General features: G+C 60.0%; 11 protein-coding genes and 3 rRNA genes. All 14 read left to right on the top strand.

Features of this window, described 5'->3' with window-relative positions:
• Positions 1 to 235: 235 nt before the first annotated feature.
• The 14 genes from QQ992_RS24230 (at position 236) to dgcN (ending at position 22,997) form a co-directional block, all read left to right on the top strand.
• Complete coding sequence (locus QQ992_RS24230; RefSeq protein WP_060498430.1) at positions 236 to 1,960, top strand: acetolactate synthase 3 large subunit; 1,725 nt, start codon at positions 236 to 238, stop codon at positions 1,958 to 1,960.
• Position 1,961: 1 nt separating this feature from the next.
• Positions 1,962 to 2,453 carry an acetolactate synthase small subunit gene (gene ilvN, locus QQ992_RS24225; protein WP_003250040.1) on the top strand — a complete coding sequence of 164 codons (492 nt, stop codon included), beginning with the start codon at positions 1,962 to 1,964 and terminating at the stop codon, positions 2,451 to 2,453.
• A gap of 55 nt (positions 2,454 to 2,508) precedes the next feature.
• Positions 2,509 to 3,525: a ketol-acid reductoisomerase gene (gene ilvC / locus QQ992_RS24220; protein ID WP_003250043.1), complete on the top strand. Its 1,017-nt coding sequence runs from the start codon at positions 2,509 to 2,511 to the stop codon at positions 3,523 to 3,525.
• Between the two features lie 150 nt (positions 3,526 to 3,675).
• Positions 3,676 to 4,527 carry a CDP-diacylglycerol--serine O-phosphatidyltransferase gene (pssA, locus tag QQ992_RS24215; RefSeq protein ID WP_003250045.1) on the top strand — a complete coding sequence of 284 codons (852 nt, stop codon included), beginning with the start codon at positions 3,676 to 3,678 and terminating at the stop codon, positions 4,525 to 4,527.
• A 79-nt stretch (positions 4,528 to 4,606) separates the two neighbouring features.
• Positions 4,607 to 5,620 (top strand): protein-methionine-sulfoxide reductase catalytic subunit MsrP, encoded by a 1,014-nt coding sequence (gene msrP, locus QQ992_RS24210; RefSeq protein WP_286111319.1) that lies wholly within the window; start codon positions 4,607 to 4,609, stop codon positions 5,618 to 5,620.
• A complete protein-coding gene (msrQ, locus tag QQ992_RS24205) occupies positions 5,620 to 6,231 on the top strand; it encodes a protein-methionine-sulfoxide reductase heme-binding subunit MsrQ (protein ID WP_119371459.1) in 612 nt (203 codons plus the stop codon). Before msrP ends, msrQ begins: the two co-directional genes overlap by 1 nt.
• Positions 6,232 to 6,731: 500 nt before the next feature.
• Positions 6,732 to 8,268, top strand: a 16S ribosomal RNA gene (locus tag QQ992_RS24200).
• A gap of 279 nt (positions 8,269 to 8,547) precedes the next feature.
• Positions 8,548 to 11,439, top strand: a 23S ribosomal RNA gene (locus QQ992_RS24195).
• Positions 11,440 to 11,573: 134 nt separating this feature from the next.
• Positions 11,574 to 11,689 (top strand): 5S ribosomal RNA (rrf, locus tag QQ992_RS24190).
• Together the 16S, 23S and 5S rRNA genes form the textbook arrangement of a ribosomal RNA operon.
• 150 nt (positions 11,690 to 11,839) lie before the next feature.
• Positions 11,840 to 15,319 (top strand): exodeoxyribonuclease V subunit gamma, encoded by a 3,480-nt coding sequence (gene recC, locus QQ992_RS24185; RefSeq protein ID WP_286111317.1) that lies wholly within the window; start codon positions 11,840 to 11,842, stop codon positions 15,317 to 15,319.
• Positions 15,316 to 18,990 carry an exodeoxyribonuclease V subunit beta gene (gene recB / locus QQ992_RS24180; protein WP_286111315.1) on the top strand — a complete coding sequence of 1,225 codons (3,675 nt, stop codon included), beginning with the start codon at positions 15,316 to 15,318 and terminating at the stop codon, positions 18,988 to 18,990. Before recC ends, recB begins: the two co-directional genes overlap by 4 nt.
• Complete coding sequence (gene recD, locus QQ992_RS24175) at positions 18,987 to 21,062, top strand: exodeoxyribonuclease V subunit alpha (RefSeq protein ID WP_286111313.1); 2,076 nt, start codon at positions 18,987 to 18,989, stop codon at positions 21,060 to 21,062. The genes recB and recD overlap by 4 nt, the downstream gene beginning before the upstream one ends.
• 100 nt (positions 21,063 to 21,162) lie before the next feature.
• Complete coding sequence (yfiR, locus tag QQ992_RS24170; RefSeq protein WP_105947035.1) at positions 21,163 to 21,729, top strand: regulatory sequestration protein YfiR; 567 nt, start codon at positions 21,163 to 21,165, stop codon at positions 21,727 to 21,729.
• The gene (gene dgcN / locus QQ992_RS24165; protein WP_286111312.1) at positions 21,726 to 22,997 is read left to right on the top strand and encodes a diguanylate cyclase DgcN/YfiN; all 1,272 of its coding nucleotides are present in this window, start codon (positions 21,726 to 21,728) and stop codon (positions 22,995 to 22,997) included. The genes yfiR and dgcN overlap by 4 nt, the downstream gene beginning before the upstream one ends.

The raw sequence follows: 22,997 nt of genomic DNA, 5'->3' as shown, positions 1-22,997 counted from the left end.
GAGGGACTGCCAGAAGCAGACCCGCTAAGCAGATCATGAGGTGCACACCCGCGCCGACTCGTTACACCCCGCAACGCGTTACCTCGCGCTGGGTGGGAAAACCCCGCAACACTCTGGGGCGCTCCCAATACTTGCTCAGTCAGTGCTGACGTTTTCGCTCATGCTCTGCTTGGCAGTAAACCTATTAAGACCCGTCCACTAGGGACGGTATTCTGGCGTTTTAGAGGTGAACAACGTGGAGCTTTTATCTGGCGCTGAGATGGTCGTCCGCTTCTTGCGTGACGAAGGCGTTAAGCACATCTACGGGTACCCTGGTGGTGCTCTCCTGCATGTTTACGACGCACTGTTCAAAGAACCGGAAGTGGAACACATCCTGGTTCGTCACGAGCAGGCGGCAACCCATATGGCGGACGGCTACGCCCGCGCCACCGGCAAGGCCGGTGTGGTGCTGGTAACCTCCGGCCCGGGCGCGACCAATGCCATTACCGGCATTGCCACCGCCTACATGGACTCCATTCCGATGGTTATCCTGTCCGGCCAGGTGCCTAGCACCATGGTGGGTACCGATGCCTTCCAGGAAACCGACATGATCGGTATCTCGCGGCCGATCGTGAAGCACAGCTTCATGATCAAGAACCCGACCGAGATCCCGGAAGTTCTGAAAAAAGCATTCTACCTGGCGCAATCCGGTCGCCCAGGTCCAGTCGTGGTCGACATTCCAAAAGACATGACCAACCCGGCTGAGAAGTTCGAATACGTCTACCCGAAAAAGGTCAAGCTGCGCTCCTACAGCCCGGCGGTCCGTGGCCACTCCGGCCAGATCCGCAAGGCTGCCGAAATGCTGCTGGCGGCCAAGCGCCCGATCGTCTACTCCGGTGGTGGCGTGATCCTCGGCGGTGGCTCCGAAGCCCTGACCGAAATCGCCAAGTCGCTGAACCTGCCGGTCACCAATACCCTGATGGGCCTCGGTGGCTTCCCGGGTACCGACCGCCAGTTCCTCGGCATGCTCGGCATGCACGGCAGCTACACCGCCAACATGGCCATGCACAATGCCGACGTGATCCTTGCCGTGGGCGCGCGTTTTGACGACCGCGTTGTAAACGGCCCGGCCAAGTTCTGCCCGAACGCCAAGATCATCCACATCGACATCGACCCGGCGTCGATCTCCAAGATGATCAAGGCCGACGTGCCAATCGTAGGGCCGGTCGACAGCGTGCTCAGCGAAATGCTCGGCATCCTCAAGGAAATCGGCGAGCAGCCTGACAAGGTTGCGCTGGATGCCTGGTGGAAGCAGATCGACGAATGGCGTGGCAATGGTGAGCTGTTCCCTTACGACAAGGGCGACGGCAACGTCATCAAGCCGCAGAAAGTCATCGAGACCCTGTGCGAAGTGACCCATGGCGATGCCTTCGTCACCTCCGACGTGGGCCAGCACCAGATGTTCGCGGCGCAGTACTACCGCTTCAACAAACCGAACCGCTGGATCAACTCCGGTGGCCTGGGCACCATGGGCTTCGGCTTCCCGGCGGCGATGGGCGTCAAGCTCAACTTCCCGGATCAGGACGTCGCCTGTGTGACTGGCGAAGGCAGTATCCAGATGAACATCCAGGAGCTGTCCACCTGCATGCAGTACGGCCTGCCGGTGAAGATCGTCAACCTGAACAACGGTGTGTTGGGCATGGTCCGCCAGTGGCAGGACATGGCCTACAACGGTCGTCACTCGCACTCGTACGTCGAATCGCTGCCTGACTTCATCAAGCTGGCCGAGGCCTATGGCCATGTGGGTATCCGCATCACCAGCCTGAAGGACCTCAAGCCGAAGCTGGAAGAAGCGTTTGCGATGAAGGACCGCCTGGTGTTCATCGACATCGCGGTTGACCGCAGTGAGCACGTCTATCCGATGCAGATCAAGGATGGCTCGATGCGTGACATGTGGCTGAGCAAGACGGAGCGTACCTGATATGCGGCACATCATTTCCCTGCTGCTGGAAAACGAACCCGGTGCTCTGTCCCGCGTGGTCGGCCTGTTCTCCCAGCGCAACTACAACATTGAAAGCCTGACCGTGGCGCCGACCGAAGACCCGACCCTGTCGCGTCTGACGCTGACCACCGTTGGCCATGACGAAGTGATCGAGCAGATCACCAAGAACCTGAACAAGCTGGTCGAAGTGGTCAAGCTTGTCGACCTGTCGGAAAGCGCTCACATCGAGCGTGAACTGATGCTGGTCAAGGTCAAGGCCACCGGTGCCCAGCGCGCTGAAATCAAGCGCACCACGGATATCTTCCGTGGCCAGATCGTCGACGTGACCGCCAGCGTGTACACCGTACAGCTGAGCGGTACTAGCGACAAACTGGACAGCTTCATCCAGGCGATCGGCACTGCATCGATTCTCGAAACCGTGCGCAGCGGCGTTACCGGCATTGCCCGTGGCGACAAAGTGCTCAGCATCTAAATTCAAAAATTAGCGATGGCTCCGCAGGGGCCGAGATATAACCAGGGGTATTTTCATGAAAGTTTTCTACGATAAAGACTGCGACCTTTCCATCATCCAGGGCAAGAAAGTCGCCATCATCGGTTACGGCTCCCAGGGCCACGCTCAGGCGTGCAACCTGAAGGACTCCGGTGTAGACGTTACCGTCGGTCTGCGTAAAGGTTCGGCTACCGTTGCCAAGGCTGAAGCCCACGGCCTGAAAGTTGCTGACGTTGCTACCGCTGTCGCTGCGGCTGACCTGGTCATGATCCTGACCCCGGACGAGTTCCAGGGCGCGCTGTACAAGAACGAGATCGAGCCGAACATCAAGAAGGGCGCTACCCTGGCCTTCTCCCACGGCTTCTCGATCCACTACAACCAGGTTGTGCCACGTGCCGACCTCGACGTGATCATGATCGCGCCGAAGGCCCCGGGCCACACCGTTCGCTCCGAGTTCGTCAAAGGCGGCGGCATCCCTGACCTGATCGCTATCTACCAGGATGCCTCGGGCAACGCCAAGAACGTCGCCCTGTCCTACGCTTCGGGCGTTGGCGGTGGCCGTACCGGCATCATCGAAACCACCTTCAAGGACGAGACCGAAACCGACCTGTTCGGTGAGCAAGCCGTTCTGTGCGGCGGTACCGTCGAGCTGGTCAAAGCCGGTTTCGAAACCCTGGTCGAAGCTGGCTACGCGCCAGAAATGGCCTACTTCGAGTGCCTGCACGAGCTGAAGCTGATCGTTGACCTCATGTACGAAGGCGGCATCGCCAACATGAACTACTCGATCTCCAACAACGCCGAATACGGTGAGTACGTCACTGGCCCGGAAGTCATCAACGAAGAATCCCGCAAGGCCATGCGCAACGCCCTGAAGCGCATCCAGGACGGCGAATACGCGAAGATGTTCATCTCCGAAGGTGCTACCAACTACCCATCGATGACCGCCAAGCGCCGCAACAACGCCGCTCACGGCATCGAAATCATCGGCGAGCAACTGCGTTCGATGATGCCGTGGATCTCGGCTAACAAAATCGTCGACAAGACCAAGAACTAAGTCTTATCGAAAGATTAAAAACGCGGCTTCGGCCGCGTTTTTTCGTTCTGGCAGTCCGCTTCTGGTATAAAGCAGACCAGTGGCCTGCCGTCAGAACCTGTTTCGCAGGCCCGTGTCGAACATTTTCCATCCTGTTGCAAGGTACCCTCCATGAGCGAACGTCCCGAAGAGCCGAACAAGCCCTCCGACGCCGAAAGCCTGCTACCTGTCGATGAGCACGTTGAAGAAGGGCATGACGCCGAAGGGCGCAAGGTGCGTCACCGCGGCATCTACCTGCTGCCCAACCTGTTTACCACCGCCAACCTGTTTGCCGGTTTCTATTCCATCATCAGCTCGATGAGCGCGCAGAGCGCCCTGAGTGCCGGTGACCCGCGTGAGGCGAGCAAGTACTTCGCCTTTGCCGCCATCGCCATCTTCGTGGCCATGGTGCTCGACGGCCTGGATGGCCGCGTTGCGCGCATGACCAATACCCAGAGTGCCTTCGGCGCCGAGTACGACTCGCTGTCGGACATGGTTGCCTTCGGCGTGGCCCCGGCTTTGCTGGCCTTCGGCTGGGCGCTGGGTGACATGGGCAAGGTCGGCTGGATGGTCGCCTTCATCTATGTGGCCGGTGCAGCACTGCGCCTGGCACGCTTCAATACCCAGGTCGGCACCGCCGACAAGCGTTACTTCATTGGCCTGGCCAGCCCGGCTGCCGCGGGTGTGGTGGCGGGTACCGTGTGGGCGTTCAGCGACTACGGCATCCAGGGCTCCAAGCTGTCGTTCCTGGTGGCGCTGTTGGTAGCGGCGGCCGGCATGCTGATGGTCAGTAACATCAAGTACAACAGCTTCAAGGAACTGGACCTCAAAGGGCGCGTACCGTTCGTGGCCATCCTGGCGGTGGTGCTGGTGTTTGCCGTGGTGTTCAGCGATCCACCGCGCATCCTGCTGCTGATCTTCCTCGCCTATGCGGCATCGGGGCCGATCCAGTTCCTGTTGAAGGCGCGCCGGCGCAAAGCGTAAAAATCGCTTAATGCTGGAATAACCCTCCGGCTCCATAGTCTTACTGGTACATCCGTTATCCAGTGCTGTGGAGCCGCCCATGCTCATCAAGCTTCCCAGGTCTTCCGAGTGCAAAGCGTCGGAGATCACCCCCGAAGGCATCTACCTTTCCCGTCGCACCCTGCTGGGTGGCTCGTTGGCCGGCCTGGCGCTGGGTGCATTGCCTCGCATGGGGCTGGCGGCAGAGCCCAGTCGATATGCCGATGTCGAGGCAGGCAAGGCGCCAGGCTGGTTCAGTGACAAGCTTGCTTCTGCTCACTGGCAGGCTGTGACGGTGCAGGGGGAGGCGATCACGCCTTTCAAGGATGCCACCCACTACAACAACTTCTATGAATTCGGCCCCGACAAGGGCGACCCGGCGGCTAATGGCGACAGCCTGCAGACCGAGCCGTGGTCGGTTGTAGTGGATGGTGAGGTAGGTAAGCCAGGCCGCTATGCGCTGGAAGACTTCGTTAACCCCTATCAGCTTGAAGAGCGCATCTACCGGTTGCGTTGCGTCGAAGCCTGGTCGATGGTCATTCCCTGGTTGGGCATTCCCTTGGCGCAGGTGCTCAAGCAGGTCGAGCCGACTTCGAAGGCGCGCTACGTGCGCTTCGAGACATTGAAAGACCCGCAGCATATGCCGGGGCAGCGCTCCGGTTTCGCCCTGATCGACTGGCCTTATAGAGAGGGGTTGCGACTGGATGAGGCTATGCACCCGCTGGCTATCCTCGCGGTGGGCATGTATGGGCGGGTGTTGCCCAACCAGAATGGTGCGCCGTTGCGGTTGGTGGTGCCCTGGAAGTATGGCTTCAAGAGTATCAAGTCGATCGTGCGCATCAGCCTGGTGGCTGAACAGCCCGGCACCACTTGGCAAGGGTTGGCGCCAGATGAGTATGGCTTTTATGCCAACGTGAACCCGACGGTCGACCACCCGCGCTGGACCCAGGCGCGTGAGCGGCGGTTGCCCAGCGGGTTGTTCAGCCCCAATGTGCGCGAAACACAAATGTTCAATGGCTACGCTGATGAAGTGGCCTCACTGTACAGCGGGCTAGATCTGCGGAAGAACTATTGATGCGCTATCCCTGGTTTCGCCTGGCCATCTTCGTTGTGGGGTGCCTGTTCCCGGCGTGGTGGTTGTATGAGGCAGCGATGAATCTGCTGGGGCCGGACCCCGGCAAGATCATGATGGATCGTCTTGGGCTCGGAGCGCTCACTTTCCTGCTGGTGACCTTGAGCATGACGCCGCTACAGAAGCTGACAGGCTGGTCGGGCTGGGTCGTGGTGCGTCGACAGCTGGGGCTGTGGGTGTTTGCTTACATCGTGCTGCACATCCTGGCCTACCTGTTCTTTATTCTGGGGCTGGATTGGGGGCAACTGGCGGTGGAGCTGCGTAAGCGGCCTTACATTATTGTGGGGGCGCTGGGGTTCCTTGGCTTGCTGGCCCTGGCAGTGACCTCGAATCGCTATAGCCAAAGGCGGTTGGGGGCCAGGTGGAAGAAGTTGCACCGGTTGGTGTACGTGATTCTTGGCTTGGGGTTGCTGCACTTTTTGTGGATCGTGCGCTCGGACCTCAGGGAGTGGGCGATCTATGCAGGGGTTGGCGCTTTACTGATGTTGCTGCGTATTCCGGCTATTACGCGGGCTCTGCCCAAGTTCGCTCGTGGGCGGGGTAGGGCAGTTTGAAACATTTCTGAAAATAAGGGTTGACGCGCTTTCGAATCCCCTTATAATGCGCCCCACTTCCAGCGACATCGGAACGAAAAACTCCTTGAGATTCAACGAGTTAAATAGTTAAGGTGGAGTTGAAAGGGCTACGATCGAATGATCGCAAGCGGTTAAGATGGTGGTTGACAGCGGCTTTAAACGCTGTATGATTCGCCTCCCGCTACGAGAGATCGCAGCGAGCCAAGTGTTTGAAGCTAAACGAGTTTCTCGCAAAAAACTTCAAAATAAACGCTTGACAGGCTCTGAGGAAAGCGTAGAATGCGCGCCTCGGTTGAGACGAAAAGCTCTTAACCAAACGCTCTTTAACAAATCGAATCAAGCAATTCGTGTGGGTGCTTGTGAGTACGGACTGATAGTCAAAAAGATTATCAGCATCACAAGTGACCATGCGAGAAATCACATAGTCATTTGAGATTGCTGAGCCAAGTTTAGGGTTTCTTAAAAACCCAAGCAGTATTGAACTGAAGAGTTTGATCATGGCTCAGATTGAACGCTGGCGGCAGGCCTAACACATGCAAGTCGAGCGGATGACGGGAGCTTGCTCCTTGATTCAGCGGCGGACGGGTGAGTAATGCCTAGGAATCTGCCTGGTAGTGGGGGACAACGTTTCGAAAGGAACGCTAATACCGCATACGTCCTACGGGAGAAAGCAGGGGACCTTCGGGCCTTGCGCTATCAGATGAGCCTAGGTCGGATTAGCTAGTTGGTGGGGTAATGGCTCACCAAGGCGACGATCCGTAACTGGTCTGAGAGGATGATCAGTCACACTGGAACTGAGACACGGTCCAGACTCCTACGGGAGGCAGCAGTGGGGAATATTGGACAATGGGCGAAAGCCTGATCCAGCCATGCCGCGTGTGTGAAGAAGGTCTTCGGATTGTAAAGCACTTTAAGTTGGGAGGAAGGGCAGTAAGCTAATACCTTGCTGTTTTGACGTTACCGACAGAATAAGCACCGGCTAACTCTGTGCCAGCAGCCGCGGTAATACAGAGGGTGCAAGCGTTAATCGGAATTACTGGGCGTAAAGCGCGCGTAGGTGGTTTGTTAAGTTGGATGTGAAAGCCCCGGGCTCAACCTGGGAACTGCATCCAAAACTGGCAAGCTAGAGTACGGTAGAGGGTGGTGGAATTTCCTGTGTAGCGGTGAAATGCGTAGATATAGGAAGGAACACCAGTGGCGAAGGCGACCACCTGGACTGATACTGACACTGAGGTGCGAAAGCGTGGGGAGCAAACAGGATTAGATACCCTGGTAGTCCACGCCGTAAACGATGTCAACTAGCCGTTGGAATCCTTGAGATTTTAGTGGCGCAGCTAACGCATTAAGTTGACCGCCTGGGGAGTACGGCCGCAAGGTTAAAACTCAAATGAATTGACGGGGGCCCGCACAAGCGGTGGAGCATGTGGTTTAATTCGAAGCAACGCGAAGAACCTTACCAGGCCTTGACATGCAGAGAACTTTCCAGAGATGGATTGGTGCCTTCGGGAACTCTGACACAGGTGCTGCATGGCTGTCGTCAGCTCGTGTCGTGAGATGTTGGGTTAAGTCCCGTAACGAGCGCAACCCTTGTCCTTAGTTACCAGCACGTTATGGTGGGCACTCTAAGGAGACTGCCGGTGACAAACCGGAGGAAGGTGGGGATGACGTCAAGTCATCATGGCCCTTACGGCCTGGGCTACACACGTGCTACAATGGTCGGTACAGAGGGTTGCCAAGCCGCGAGGTGGAGCTAATCTCACAAAACCGATCGTAGTCCGGATCGCAGTCTGCAACTCGACTGCGTGAAGTCGGAATCGCTAGTAATCGCGAATCAGAATGTCGCGGTGAATACGTTCCCGGGCCTTGTACACACCGCCCGTCACACCATGGGAGTGGGTTGCACCAGAAGTAGCTAGTCTAACCTTCGGGAGGACGGTTACCACGGTGTGATTCATGACTGGGGTGAAGTCGTAACAAGGTAGCCGTAGGGGAACCTGCGGCTGGATCACCTCCTTAATCGACGACATCAGCCTGCTGATGAGCTCCCACACGAATTGCTTGATTCATTTGCTGATGAGAATTCAGAAATGAGCATTCCCTGCGAATGTTGATTTCTGACTTTTGTCAGGCCGTTCTTTAAAAATTCGGATATGTGATAGATATAGACTGATGACCAGTTTCACTGCTGGAAATCAGGCTAAGGTAAAATTTGTGAGTTCTGCTCAGTAATGAGCGAAATGCGAATTTTCGGCGAATGTCGTCTTCACAGTATAACCAGATTGCTTGGGGTTATATGGTCAAGTGAAGAAGCGCATACGGTGGATGCCTTGGCAGTCAGAGGCGATGAAAGACGTGGTAGCCTGCGATAAGCTTTGGGGAGTCGGCAAACAGACTGTGATCCAGAGATCTCTGAATGGGGGAACCCACTCAGCATAAGCTGAGTATCTTGTACTGAATACATAGGTGCAAGAGGCGAACCAGGGGAACTGAAACATCTAAGTACCCTGAGGAAAAGAAATCAACCGAGATTCCCTTAGTAGTGGCGAGCGAACGGGGACCAGCCCTTAAGTTGATTTGAGATTAGTGGAACGCTCTGGAAAGTGCGGCCATAGTGGGTGATAGCCCCGTACACGAAAATCTCTTGTCAATGAAATCGAGTAGGACGGAGCACGAGAAACTTTGTCTGAATATGGGGGGACCATCCTCCAAGGCTAAATACTACTGACTGACCGATAGTGAACCAGTACCGTGAGGGAAAGGCGAAAAGAACCCCGGAGAGGGGAGTGAAATAGAACCTGAAACCGTATGCGTACAAGCAGTGGGAGCCTACTTGTTAGGTGACTGCGTACCTTTTGTATAATGGGTCAGCGACTTATATTCAGTGGCGAGCTTAACCGAATAGGGGAGGCGTAGCGAAAGCGAGTCTTAATAGGGCGTTTAGTCGCTGGGTATAGACCCGAAACCGGGCGATCTATCCATGGGCAGGTTGAAGGTTAGGTAACACTGACTGGAGGACCGAACCGACTACCGTTGAAAAGTTAGCGGATGACCTGTGGATCGGAGTGAAAGGCTAATCAAGCTCGGAGATAGCTGGTTCTCCTCGAAAGCTATTTAGGTAGCGCCTCATGTATCACTGTAGGGGGTAGAGCACTGTTTCGGCTAGGGGGTCATCCCGACTTACCAAACCGATGCAAACTCCGAATACCTACAAGTGCCGAGCATGGGAGACACACGGCGGGTGCTAACGTCCGTCGTGAAAAGGGAAACAACCCAGACCGTCAGCTAAGGTCCCAAAGTCATGGTTAAGTGGGAAACGATGTGGGAAGGCTTAGACAGCTAGGAGGTTGGCTTAGAAGCAGCCACCCTTTAAAGAAAGCGTAATAGCTCACTAGTCGAGTCGGCCTGCGCGGAAGATGTAACGGGGCTCAAACCATGCACCGAAGCTACGGGTATCATCTTATGATGATGCGGTAGAGGAGCGTTCTGTAAGCCTGTGAAGGTGAGTTGAGAAGCTTGCTGGAGGTATCAGAAGTGCGAATGCTGACATGAGTAACGACAATGCGAGTGAAAAACTCGCACGCCGAAAGACCAAGGTTTCCTGCGCAACGTTAATCGACGCAGGGTTAGTCGGTCCCTAAGGCGAGGCTGAAAAGCGTAGTCGATGGAAAACAGGTTAATATTCCTGTACTTCCAGTTATTGCGATGGAGGGACGGAGAAGGTTAGGCCAGCCTGGCGTTGGTTGTCCAGGTTTAAGGTGGTAGGCTGAAATCTTAGGCAAATCCGGGATTTCAAGGCCGAGAGCTGATGACGAGTTGCCTTTAGGCGACGAAGTGGTTGATACCATGCTTCCAAGAAAAGCTCCTAAGCTTCAGATAACTGGGAACCGTACCCCAAACCGACACAGGTGGTTAGGTAGAGAATACCAAGGCGCTTGAGAGAACTCGGGTGAAGGAACTAGGCAAAATGGCACCGTAACTTCGGGAGAAGGTGCGCCGGCGAGGGTGAAGGACTTGCTCCGTAAGCCCATGCCGGTCGAAGATACCAGGCCGCTGCGACTGTTTATTAAAAACACAGCACTCTGCAAACACGAAAGTGGACGTATAGGGTGTGACGCCTGCCCGGTGCCGGAAGGTTAATTGATGGGGTTAGCGCAAGCGAAGCTCTTGATCGAAGCCCCGGTAAACGGCGGCCGTAACTATAACGGTCCTAAGGTAGCGAAATTCCTTGTCGGGTAAGTTCCGACCTGCACGAATGGCGTAACGATGGCGGCGCTGTCTCCACCCGAGACTCAGTGAAATTGAAATCGCTGTGAAGATGCAGTGTATCCGCGGCTAGACGGAAAGACCCCGTGAACCTTTACTATAGCTTTGCACTGGACTTTGAATTTGCTTGTGTAGGATAGGTGGGAGGCTTTGAAGTGGGGACGCCAGTTCTCATGGAGCCATCCTTGAAATACCACCCTGGCAACTTTGAGGTTCTAACTCAGGTCCGTTATCCGGATCGAGGACAGTGTATGGTGGGTAGTTTGACTGGGGCGGTCTCCTCCCAAAGAGTAACGGAGGAGTACGAAGGTGCGCTCAGACCGGTCGGAAATCGGTCGTAGAGTATAAAGGCAAAAGCGCGCTTGACTGCGAGACAAACACGTCGAGCAGGTACGAAAGTAGGTCTTAGTGATCCGGTGGTTCTGTATGGAAGGGCCATCGCTCAACGGATAAAAGGTACTCCGGGGATAACAGGCTGATACCGCCCAAGAGTTCATATCGACGGCGGTGTTTGGCACCTCGATGTCGGCTCATCACATCCTGGGGCTGAAGCCGGTCCCAAGGGTATGGCTGTTCGCCATTTAAAGTGGTACGCGAGCTGGGTTTAGAACGTCGTGAGACAGTTCGGTCCCTATCTGCCGTGGACGTTTGAGATTTGAGAGGGGCTGCTCCTAGTACGAGAGGACCGGAGTGGACGAACCTCTGGTGTTCCGGTTGTCACGCCAGTGGCATTGCCGGGTAGCTATGTTCGGAAGAGATAACCGCTGAAAGCATCTAAGCGGGAAACTTGCCTCAAGATGAGATCTCACTGGGATCTTGAATCCCCTAAAGGGCCGTCGAAGACTACGACGTTGATAGGTTGGGTGTGTAAGCGCTGTGAGGCGTTGAGCTAACCAATACTAATTGCCCGTGAGGCTTGACCATATAACACCCAAGCAATTTGCGCGTCAGAGCCAAATTGTGGTGGTGAAGATGATACGAACCGAAAGTTCGCAACCACAAATTCACATATCCGAATTCGCTAGAGCATCCATCTGGATCTTCTGGCAACAGAATTTCTTGACGACCATAGAGCATTGGAACCACCTGATCCCATCCCGAACTCAGCAGTGAAACGATGCATCGCCGATGGTAGTGTGGGGTTTCCCCATGTGAGAGTAGGTCATCGTCAAGATTCATTTCGCAAAACCCCTATCTGCACATGCAGGTAGGGGTTTTGTCTTTTCCGGCCAGGAAAAGATTTGTCTCCAAGCGTGCCACGGTCCGTGCCACGCCCCGTGATATGGTTCCGCATCTGAACCGACTGCCTTCCAGGGAATGCTCAATGGCTATTACCACGCTCCACCCAGGTTTCATGATCGTCCACGGCAACCGCCTCGATGACCTACGCAGCCTGGTGGTGAGCTGGATGCGCCGTTACCCCTTGGCACCTTTGGAAAACGAGATTGCCCTTGTCCAAAGCAATGGTATCGCCCAATGGCTCAAACTGGCCCTGGCTGAAGACCCGCTGGAAAATGACCTGGGTGGTTGCGGCATCGCTGCCGCAATCGATGTGCAACTGCCTGGCAGCTTCATGTGGCAGCTGTACCGCAGCGTGCTGGGTCACGACGAAATTCCCGAAGTATCCCTGCTCGACAAGGCCCCACTGACCTGGCGCCTGATGCGCCTGCTGCCAGCCCTGATAGAGCGCCCGCATTTCGAGCCGCTGCAGCGCTTTCTCAATGACGACAGCGACCTGCGCAAGCGCTACCAGCTCGCCGAGCGACTGGCCGACCTGTTCGACCAGTACCAGGTCTACCGCGCCGACTGGCTCAAGGACTGGGCTGCTGGCAATCACATCCTCAATACTGCCCGTGGTGAGCGCAAAGCCCTGCCGCCGGGCAACCGTTGGCAAGCCGAGTTGTGGCGAGCCTTGTTGGAGGATGTTGGTGAGCAGGGCATGGCGCAAAGCCGCGCCGGGGTACATCAGCGCTTCACCGAGCGCATCAATAACCTGGAACAGGCACCTGCGGGGCTGCCACCGCGGGTGATCGTGTTCGGCATTTCCTCGTTGCCTGCGCAGGCCCTGGAAGCACTGGCAGGCCTGGCGCGCTTTAGCCAGGTATTGCTGTGCGTGCACAATCCCTGCCGCCACCACTGGGCCGACATCGTTGCCGACAAGGACCTGTTGCGCCACCAGTACAGGCGCCAGCAACGCAAACAGGGCATGCCCCTGCAACTGGACGACCAGTCGCTGCACCAGCATGCTCATCCGTTGTTGGCCGCCTGGGGCAAACAGGGCCGCGACTATATCAACCTGCTCGACAGCTATGACGACCCGGGCAGCTATCAAGGTGCGTTCAGCGATGGGCGCATCGACCTGTTCAGCGACGGCTCGCCCACCACGTTGCTCAACCAGTTGCAGGACGACATTCTTGAACTACGCCCGCTCGCCGAAACCCGCGAGCTGTGGCCGCCAGTTGATCCAGGCAAAGACCGCTCGATCCGCTTCCATATTGCACACAGCCCGCAACGCGAAGTGGAGATTCTCCATGACCAGCTGCTGGCCCGCTTCAGCGCCGACCCTACGTTGCGCCCGCGTGACGTAATCGTCATGCTGCCAGCCATCGACACTTACGCGCCGCATATCCGCGCCGTGTTCGGCCAGTTGCAGCGCAATGACCCGCGCTATATCCCGTTCACCCTCACCGACCAGGGCCAGCGCGGGCGTGAGCCTTTACTGATCGCCCTTGAACACCTGCTCAAACTGCCGGATAGCCGCTTCGCGGTCAGCGAAGTGCTCGACCTGCTGGACGTACCGGCAGTCCGTGCCCGCTTCGGTATCCGCGAAAACGACTTGCCTACGCTGCACCGCTGGATCGAGGGCGCCGGTATTCGTTGGGGCCTCAACGCCGAGCAGCGGGCCAGCCTGGGTTTGCCCGCCGGGCTTGAACAGAACAGTTGGCGCTTTGGCCTGCGGCGCATGCTGCTGGGCTATGCCGTAGGTGTGGGAGAGGCCTGCGATGGCATCGAGCCCTACGATGAAATCGGAGGCCTGGACGCAGCACTGATCGGTCCGCTGGTCGCACTGCTCGATGCACTCGACGTCGCTTGTCAGGCATTTTCCGAGCCTGCCACTGTCAGTCAGTGGGGGGAGCGCCTGCACGCTTTGCTGCAGGTATTCTTCCTCGCCGAGGATGAGCACGACGAATTCCTGCTGATGCAGCTACAGGACCTGCGCGATGGCTGGCTTGAAGTGTGCGAGACTGTTGGTCTGAATGACCCGTTGCCGCTGACCGTGGTGCGTGAAGCCTGGCTGTCAGGCCTCGACCAGGGCAAGCTGTCGCAACGCTTCCTCGCCGGTTCGGTTAACTTCTGCACCCTCATGCCCATGCGCGCCATCCCGTTCCGCGTAGTCTGCCTGCTGGGCATGAACGATGGCGACTACCCGCGCGCCCAGCAACCACTGGACTTCGACCTGATGGCCAGCGATTACCGCCCCGGTGACCGCTCACGCCGCGAAGACGACCGTTACCTGCTGCTCGAAGCGCTGCTGTCGGCACGCGACCAACTGTATGTCAGCTGGGTCGGGCGCAGTATCCGCGACAACAGCGAGCGCCCGGCCTCGGTACTGATCGGCCAGTTGCGCGATCACATCGCTGGGGGCTGGCAGTTGACCGGCGCCGAGCAAGGGCAACCCGCGGAGCCGGGCGAGCAACTGCTGCACGCACTGACCCTGGAGCACCCGCTGCAGCCGTTCAGCCCCCGCTATTTCCAGAAGGGTAGCCCGCTGTTCAGTTTTGCCCACGAATGGCAGGTGCTGCACCAGCAAGGCGAGGAGCAAGAGCAGGGCGACCCAGGTTTGCCACCTTATTTCGACGATGAGGCCCTGAGCCTGACCCAGCTGAATGACTTTCTGCGCCACCCGGTACGGCACTTCTTCAGCCAGCGTTTGAAGGTGTACTTCGAAGCATTGGAGGCGCCGACCCCGGACGAAGAACCTTTTGTCCTCGATACCCTGCAACGCTACGGTGCCAGTGAGAGCCTGCTCGGCGCCGCCCTGGCCGAGCCAGGCAACGCCGAACAGGCCTTGCAGGCCCAGGCCCGGCGCCTGCAAGCCTGCGGTTTGTTGCCACTGGCCGGCTTCGGCGAGCTACTGCAAAACGAGCTGATCGAACCGCTACCCGACCTGCTGCAACGTCACCAGCAGTTGCTGCAACGCTGGCCACAGCTGGTCGAGGGCGCTTTGCCGGTGCATTTCGAGCACGGCCAGTACCGGCTCGAAGGCTGGCTGGGCCGTGTGTTCCAGGCCGATGACCAGAGCCTGCTCAGCATCACCACCGTACCCAACACCATCAGTGCCGGGCGCAATAACCTCAAGTGGCACCGCCTGATCGCCCCTTGGGTCACGCACTTGGCCGCCTGTGCGGCGGGCTACCCCTATAACAGTGCACTGGTAGCCAGTGACCTGACCCTGTTGCTTGCACCGCTGCCGCCCGAGCAGGCCGCGCAACTGTTGGGCGATTTGCTGGTGGCCCGTCAGGCAGGGATGAATGCGCCTCTGCCCGTTGCAGCCAAAACCGCGTTTGCATGGTTGGCCCAGGACGATGCCGACAAGGCTCTGGCCGCCGCAGCCCGCGCCTACGAAGGCGACGAGCGCACCAGTTTTGGCGAGCGTGGTGAAAGCATTGCCCTGGTCCGCCAGTTCCGTGACTTTGCCGCACTCACCGCTGACGAAACCTTCGAAGGCTGGTGCGAAACCTTGTACCGCCCGTTGTTCACCGCCCCTTGGCAGACCTTGGGCAATCCGGAGAAAGGCGTATGACCCAGGCCCGTCCCTTGGCACTGAGTTTCCCCCTGCACGGCAGCCAGCTGATCGAGGCCAGCGCCGGTACGGGCAAGACCTTCACCATTTCGGCGCTGTACCTGCGCCTGATCCTCGGCCACGGTGGCGAACAGGGCTTCGACCGTGAGCTGCTACCACCGCAGATCCTCGTGGTGACCTTCACCGACGCTGCCACCAAAGAGCTGCGCGAGCGCATTCGTGCCCGCCTGGCTGAGGCTGCACGGTTTTTCCGTGGTGAACTGGAAGGCGCCGACCCGTTGTTGCATCAACTGCGTGACGATTATCCACAAGAGGCCTGGCCGCGTTGTGCCGGCCGCCTGGAAATCGCTGTGCAGTGGATGGACGAAGCGGCGGTATCGACCATCCATGGCTGGTGCCAGCGCATGCTCCGCGAGCATGCCTTCGACAGTGGCAGCTTGTTCACCCAGACCCTGGAAACCGACCACAGCGAGCTGCTGGGCCAGGTGATGCGCGATTACTGGCGGCGCTTCTGCTACGGCATGCGCGGTGATGCGTTGGCCTGGGTCCGCAGCAACTGGGGGAGCCCCGATGCCTTGCTGCCGCGCATTCGCCCGCTGTTTGGCCGCATACGCGCTCAGCACGACGGGCCAGAGCCAGCCGCATTGATCCAGGCGTCGCTGCAGCAACGTGGCCAACAGCTGGCCCGGCTAAAGGCGCCGTGGGCGCAGTGGGCCGAAGAGCTGCGCCAAATCTGCCGCGATGCACTGGCCGCCAAGCAGGTCGACGGCCGCAAGATGCAGGCCCGTTACTTCGAACCTTGGTTCGACAAACTTTGCGCCTGGGCTGCCGATGAGCAACGGGTGGAGCTCGACCTGGGTACCGGCTTCACCCGCCTCACCCCGGCGGGCATGGCTGAAGCCTGGAAGGGCAAACCGCCCGAGCACCCGGCCCTCGACGCCATGCAGACGCTGCAACAGCAATTGCAGGCCTTGGACAACCCAGATGCGCCGTTGCTTGAGCATGCTGCCGGCTGGGTATCGGCGCGATTCGAAGTGGAGAAGCGCCGCCGTGCGGAAATGGGCTTCGACGACATGCTCGTGCGCCTGCAGCACGCCCTGGCCAGCGAGGCCGGTGAGCGCCTGGCCAGCCTGATTCGCGAGCAGTTTCCGGTTGCGCTGATCGACGAATTCCAGGACACCGACCCGGTGCAGTACGGTATTTTCGAGCGCATTTACCAGATCAGCGAAAACCGTGCGCAAACCGGCCTGTTCATGATCGGTGACCCCAAGCAGGCGATTTACGCCTTCCGGGGTGCCGACATTTACACCTACCTTGCTGCGCGGCGCGCCACCAGTGGCCGCCTGCACAGCCTGGACACCAACTACCGCTCCAGCAAAGCCATGGTCGCGGCGGTCAACCAGGTGTTCCTGCAGGCCGAAGCGCGTGAAACGGGGCGGGGTGCATTCCTGTTCCGCGAGGCCGATGACAACCCGTTGCCGTTCATCGAGGTGCATGCCAAGGGCCGTGGCGAACAGCTGCTGATTGACGGTGAAGCCAGCGCAGCCCTGCAGTGCTGGCAGCTGGAAAGCGAAGAGCCGGTTTCCAGCAGCGTCTACCGCCAGCAACTGGCCGCCAGCTGCGCTAGCCATATCGTCGCCTTGCTCAACGGTGGCCAGCAGGGCACGGCGGGCTTTCAGAATGCCGAGGGCGAATTGCGCCCCTGCCTGCCTTCGGACATCGCCATCCTGGTGCGTGATGGCCATGAAGCACAGATGGTCCGCGCCGAGCTGGCCGCACGTGATGTGCGCAGCGTGTACCTGTCCGACAAGGATTCGGTGTTCGCCGCCCAGGAAGCCCACGACCTGCTGGCCTGGCTCAAGGCCTGCGCCGAGCCAGACTCGGAACGCCTGCTCAAGGCCGCACTGGCCAGCCTCACACTGGGCCTGTCGCTGGCCGAACTGGACCGGCTGAACCAGGACGAGCGGGTCTGGGAAGGCTGGGTCATGCGTTTTCGCCTTTACCGCGACACCTGGCAGCGCCAAGGGGTGCTACCGATGTTGCGCCACCTGCTGCACGACTTCCACCTGCCGCGCACGCTGATTCGCCGCAGTGATGGCGAGCGGGTGCTGACCAACCTGCTGCACTTGGCCGAGCTGTTGCAACAGGCCGCAGGCGAGCTGGACGGTGAGCAGGCGTTGATCCGCCACCTGGCCGAGCACCTGGCCAATTCCGGGCAGGCCGGTGAAGAACAGATCCTGCGCCTGGAGAGCGACGAACAGCTGGTCAAGGTGGTAACGATCCACAAGTCCAAGGGCCTGGAATATCCCCTGGTCTATCTGCCGTTCATCTGCACCAGCAAACCCGTCGACGGTACCCGACTGCCGTTGGCCTGGCATGACAGCGACGGTAATGCCCACCTCACACTCACGCCTAACCAGGAGCAGATCGAGCGCGCCGATGACGAGCGCCTGGCCGAAGACCTGCGCCTGCTCTACGTAGCCCTGACCCGGGCACAGCATGCTTGCTGGCTGGGTGTGGCCGACCTCAAGCGTGGCAACCAGAAGAGTTCGCAGCTGCACCGCTCGGCATTTGGCTACCTGCTGGGGGGCGGCCTTGCTCTGGCCGGGTCGACGCAGTTGACGGACTGGTTGCAGGCGCTGGCAGCGACGTGTCCGCACATCACCTGCCCGGGTCTGCCGCAGGCGGATGAGCAGGTGTATCGCATGCCGCATGCCGAGCGTGAGCTGCTGCCCGCACGCAAGCCTCGCCGCGCAGCAGCCGAGCATTGGTGGATCGCGTCGTACAGCGCCTTGCGCGTCGGCGACCAGACCCTCGGCGCCGACAGCTCGCAGGCCCAGCAATTGCTGGATGACGAGGTGCTCGATGCCCAGGTGTTGCGCGAGGTCCCGCCCGACAGCGGCGATATCCACCGCTTTCCACGGGGGCCGAACCCGGGCACCTTCCTCCATGGCCTGCTGGAATGGGCAGGGCGCGAGGGCTTCAGCCTCGTCACCGGCAACTTACAGCTGATCGAGCGAACCGTTGGCCAGCGATGCAACCGCCGTGACTGGGCTGGCTGGATTCCGACCCTTACCCAGTGGCTGCAACGCTTGTTGAACGAGCCGCTGCCGTTGCCGGGCAACGACCTGAGCGTAACGCTCGGTCAGTTGCGCCATTACCAGATCGAAATGGAGTTCTGGTTCGCCAGCCACCAGGTCGACGCCGAACAACTCGACCGCCTGGTCGCTCGCCACACCCACCCTGGGCTGGCACGCCCGGCAGCGCAGCCAACCGTGCTCAACGGCATGTTCAAAGGCTTCATCGACCTGGCGTTCGAGCTGGACGGGCAGTACTACGTGACCGACTACAAGTCCAACTGGCTGGGCCCGGACATCCAGGCCTACGACACAATGGCCATGGAAAAGTCCATCATCGAGCACCGCTACGACCTGCAGTACGTGCTGTACCTGCTGGCCCTGCACCGCCAGCTGCGCGCACGCCTGCCGGATTACGATTACGACCGCCATGTCGGTGGCGCCCTGTTCATCTTCCTGCGAGGCGCCAGCAGCAGCGGCCACGGCGTGTACCACGCCAAGCCACCGCGTGAGCTGATTGAACGCCTGGATGCGCTGTTCCGTGGCGAGCGCGCGCCCGCACAGCAGGACCTGTTAGCCGGAGTCGCGCCATGAGCCGAAGCCTAGTCGACCTTTTGCCCACCCCATTGCACGCCGAGCACCTGTTGGCGCTGGCACCTCAGCATGACAGTGGTGACCTGCTGCAACTGCTCGACCGCTGGGTAGAGCGGGGCTGGCTGCGCGCCCTGGACCGCGCATTCGTGTCGTTCCTTGAAGAGCGCGCCCCTGGCAGTGACCCCTTGCTGTTGCTGGCGGCAGCGTTGGCCAGCCACCAACTGGGCCATGGCCATGTGTGCCTCGACTTGCAGCAAACCCTGGCCGAGCCCGACTTTGCACTGTCGCTGCCACCGGAAGGCGACGCCTTGACTGGCCCTCTGCTGTTACCCTCGCAACTGCTGGCCAACCTCGACTTGAATGCCTGGCGCCAGCGCATCGCCGCCAGCTCGCTGGTGGCACTTGGCGATAACCCAGGCCAGCAAGCGCGGCCGCTGGTGCTCAGCGGCGAGCGCCTGTACCTGCGCCGTTACTGGCGCTACGAGCGGCGCATCGACCATACCCTGCGCCAGCGCCTGACCCAGGCCGAAGCGCCGCTGACCGACCTGTCAGATCGCCTGACACAGCTGTTCGCGGGCGGGGCGCCAGCAGGCCAGGTGGACTGGCAGAAGCTTGCGTGTGCGCTGGCCACCCGTGCCGGTTTCAGCATCATCACGGGCGGCCCCGGCACGGGTAAAACCACGACCGTCGTGCGCCTGCTGGCCTTGCTTCAGGGGCCGGCGGTAGAGCTGGGCAGGCCGCTGCGCATACGCCTGGCCGCGCCGACCGGCAAGGCTGCTGCGCGCCTGACCGAATCCATTGGCCAGCAAGTCGAGCGGCTGCACGTCAGCGCCGAAGTCCGCGGGCAAATTCCCACTGACGTCAGCACCGTACACCGGCTGCTCGGCAGCCGCCCAGGCTCGCGGCACTTCCGCCACCATGCTGGCAACCCGTTGCCGTTGGATGTGCTGGTGGTCGACGAGGCGTCGATGATCGACCTGGAAATGATGGCCAACCTGCTTGATGCCTTACCGCCACGGGCACGCCTGGTGCTGCTGGGGGACAAGGACCAGTTAGCCTCTGTCGAGGCCGGCGCGGTGCTGGGGGATTTGTGCCGGGATGCCGAGGAGGGCTATTACTCGCCGGCAACCACCGCGTGGCTGGAGCAGGTCAGCGGCGAGTCGCTGGCCGGCAGCGGGCTCAAGGCTGGCGATGAGCAGCGCAACCCGCTGGCCCAGCAGGTGGTAATGCTGCGTTTTTCACGACGCTTCGGCGAAGGCAGCGGCATTGGTCAACTGGCCAGGCTGGTCAATCGCCAGGACGCTTACGCGGCACGCAACCTGCTGGCCACGCCACCGGACGACGTGCACAGCCTGGCGCTCAAGCACGAGCAAGACCGTGCTTTTGACCGCCTGCTGCTCGACGGCCTGAACCGTGGTGCCGAAGGCCCGCAAGGCTATCGCAGCTACCTGCGCACCCTTGGCCGCTACAGGCCGGCACTCGAAACCGCATTTGACGACCCGGCATGGGAGCAGTGGGCGGGCAAGGTGCTGCACAGCTTCGAGGACTTCCAGTTGCTCTGCGCGGTGCGTCGCGGCGCCTGGGGTGTCGAAGGCCTCAACGAGCGGGTGGCGCGGGTGCTGCACAATGCCGGGCTGATCGACAGCCAGCAGCCCTGGTACGAAGGGCGCCCGGTGCTGGTGACCCGCAATGACTACGGCCTGGGCCTGATGAACGGTGACATCGGCATCGCCCTGCGCCTGCCGGATGAGCAAGGCGAGCCGCTGCTGCGCGTGGCGTTCCCGCGTAACGATGGCAGCGGCGGGGTGCGCTTCGTCCTGCCGAGCCGGCTTAACGAAGTGGAAACGGTGTTCGCCATGACCGTGCACAAGTCCCAGGGCTCGGAGTTCAGCCACACCGCACTGGTGTTGCCGGATGCGCTCAACCCGGTGCTGACCAAGGAGCTGGTGTATACCGGCATTACCCGTGCCAAGCACTGCTTCAGCCTGGTCGAGCCACGCCAGGGCATTTTCGAAGAAGCGGTGGCGCGCAAGGTACGGCGTATTTCCGGGTTGATGCTGGAGCAGGTCTAGGGGCATACAACCCGATGCACCTGGCCGCTCTTCCATACAAGGAAGCGGCCATGTGCTATCGTTGCGCCGATACCGGAAAGGACCATAAGAGATTTCCCACATGAACGTGGCCGGGAGGCGAGCGCCAAGCTGTGCACTTTCGCTGTTGCTGGCCGCCCTGTTCATTTCCATGGGCTCCGCCCGGGCAGATACCGCCACAACCACCGCCCAGGCCCAGCAGCGCGCCAAGGCCGTGACCCAGGTCGTACTGGGTATCTTCAGCTATGCCCGCTGGCCGGTCGAACCATCCCCCTTACGCCTGTGCCTGGTTGGCCCCACCGAGTATGCCGATGACCTGATCAAAGGCCATGTACAGGAGTCCGGCCGCCCGCTGCAGGTGCGGCGGCTGCTGGCAGAGGATACCCAGGTCGCCCAGGCCTGCGATGCCATCTACATCGGTAAGCTTGACCAGGGCCAGCGCGACAAACTGTTCGAGCGCATCAGCGGCCACCCGGTTCTGAGCATCAGCGAAGCGAACGACCCCTGCACGGTCGGCAGCCTGTTCTGCCTGCGGGTCAGCGACCAGCAGGTGGCCTTTGAAGTCAACCTGGATTCGGTGGCGCGTTCCGGCGTGCGCATTCACCCCAGCGTGCTGCAATTGTCGCGGCGCCGGGCGGTGCAGCCATGAAGCCGACCCGCAAGCAGGGCGTGCGCCCGACCCTGCGTTCGGTGCTGGGCCGTGGCCACCTCAGCGTTGCCTTGCTCGCTGTAGGCCTGGCCGGTATTTCGCTTACGCTGCTGGGTGTGCTCGCCCTGCGCGTCTATGCCAATCACAACCTGCACCTGATCGCCCGCTCGATCAACTACACCGTAGAGGCGGCGGTGGTGTTCGATGACAGTGCCGCAGCCAACGAATCACTGGCGCTGATCGCCAGTAACGAGGAGGTGGCCGAGGCCAAGATCTTCAACAACGAAGGCGAACTGCTGGCGCACTGGCAACGCGGTGATACGGGCATGCTCGGCAAGCTCGAAGTGCAGGTGGCCACGGCCTTGCTGGATGAGCCGGTCAACTTGCCGATCCTGCACCAGCAGCAAAAAGTCGGGCACACCGAACTGGTCGGCCAGGGCCGTAGCCTGCTGCTGTTCCTGCTCAGCGGTCTGGCCGGAATCCTGTTCTGCACGATACTCAGCGCTTTGGCTGCCCAGTATCTGTCGCGGCGCCTGCTCAGCAATATCACCCGCCCGCTGCGCGGCCTGGCCAGTGTCGCCCACGCCGCCCGCCGCGAACGCAGCTTCGACCGGCGCGTACCGGAGGCGCCGATTGCCGAGCTAAACGAACTGGGCAACGACTTCAATGCCCTGCTGGACGAACTGGAGGTGTGGCACAGCCACCTGCAGAACGAAAACCAGACCTTGGCCCACCAGGCTAGCCACGACAGCCTGACCGGCCTGCCCAACCGCGCCTTCTTCGAGGGGCGCCTGAACCGCAGCGTGCGCAACGCCGCACGGCAGCGGGACCACCTTGCCCTTTTGTTCCTCGACAGCGACCACTTCAAGCAGATCAACGACACCCTTGGCCATGCCGTGGGCGACGAAGTGCTGATCAGCGTGGCCGACCGTGTGCGCGCCCAGCTGCGCGAGCATGACCTGGTGGCACGCCTGGGCGGTGATGAGTTCGCCGTGCTGCTGACACCTTTGCAGTCGCGCAAGGACGCCGAGCAGATCGCCGAGAAGATCGTGGCCAGCATGAAGCTGCCGGTGCAGCTGGACAGCGGCCGCAGCATTGCCACCTCACTGAGTGTCGGTATTGCCTATTACCCGGATGACGGCGCTGACCCCGCCAGTCTTCTCAATGCCGCCGATGCGGCGATGTACGAGGCCAAGCGTAAACGCCGTGGCCATTGGCAAGTGGCGCAGACGGAACGGTCCGCCAGTGAAATCAAGAACAGGAGTTGA

The sequence above is a fragment of the Pseudomonas kurunegalensis genome, from assembly GCF_030291635.1.
GTDB classification, from domain to species: domain Bacteria; phylum Pseudomonadota; class Gammaproteobacteria; order Pseudomonadales; family Pseudomonadaceae; genus Aquipseudomonas; species Aquipseudomonas monteilii.
This window is presented reverse-complemented; position numbering and strand designations above follow the sequence as displayed.

What these genes read in the sequence shown, in the direction of transcription:
- ilvN (WP_003250040.1), top strand. Translation starts at nt 1,962, where the DNA reads ATGCGGCACATCATTTCCCTGCTGCTGGAAAACGAACCCGGTGCTCTG.
- ilvC (WP_003250043.1), top strand. Translation starts at nt 2,509, where the DNA reads ATGAAAGTTTTCTACGATAAAGACTGCGACCTTTCCATCATCCAGGGC.
- pssA (WP_003250045.1), top strand. Translation starts at nt 3,676, where the DNA reads ATGAGCGAACGTCCCGAAGAGCCGAACAAGCCCTCCGACGCCGAAAGC.
- msrP (WP_286111319.1), top strand. Translation starts at nt 4,607, where the DNA reads ATGCTCATCAAGCTTCCCAGGTCTTCCGAGTGCAAAGCGTCGGAGATC.
- msrQ (WP_119371459.1), top strand. Translation starts at nt 5,620, where the DNA reads ATGCGCTATCCCTGGTTTCGCCTGGCCATCTTCGTTGTGGGGTGCCTG.
- recC (WP_286111317.1), top strand. Translation starts at nt 11,840, where the DNA reads ATGGCTATTACCACGCTCCACCCAGGTTTCATGATCGTCCACGGCAAC.
- recB (WP_286111315.1), top strand. Translation starts at nt 15,316, where the DNA reads ATGACCCAGGCCCGTCCCTTGGCACTGAGTTTCCCCCTGCACGGCAGC.
- recD (WP_286111313.1), top strand. Translation starts at nt 18,987, where the DNA reads ATGAGCCGAAGCCTAGTCGACCTTTTGCCCACCCCATTGCACGCCGAG.
- yfiR (WP_105947035.1), top strand. Translation starts at nt 21,163, where the DNA reads ATGAACGTGGCCGGGAGGCGAGCGCCAAGCTGTGCACTTTCGCTGTTG.
- dgcN (WP_286111312.1), top strand. Translation starts at nt 21,726, where the DNA reads ATGAAGCCGACCCGCAAGCAGGGCGTGCGCCCGACCCTGCGTTCGGTG.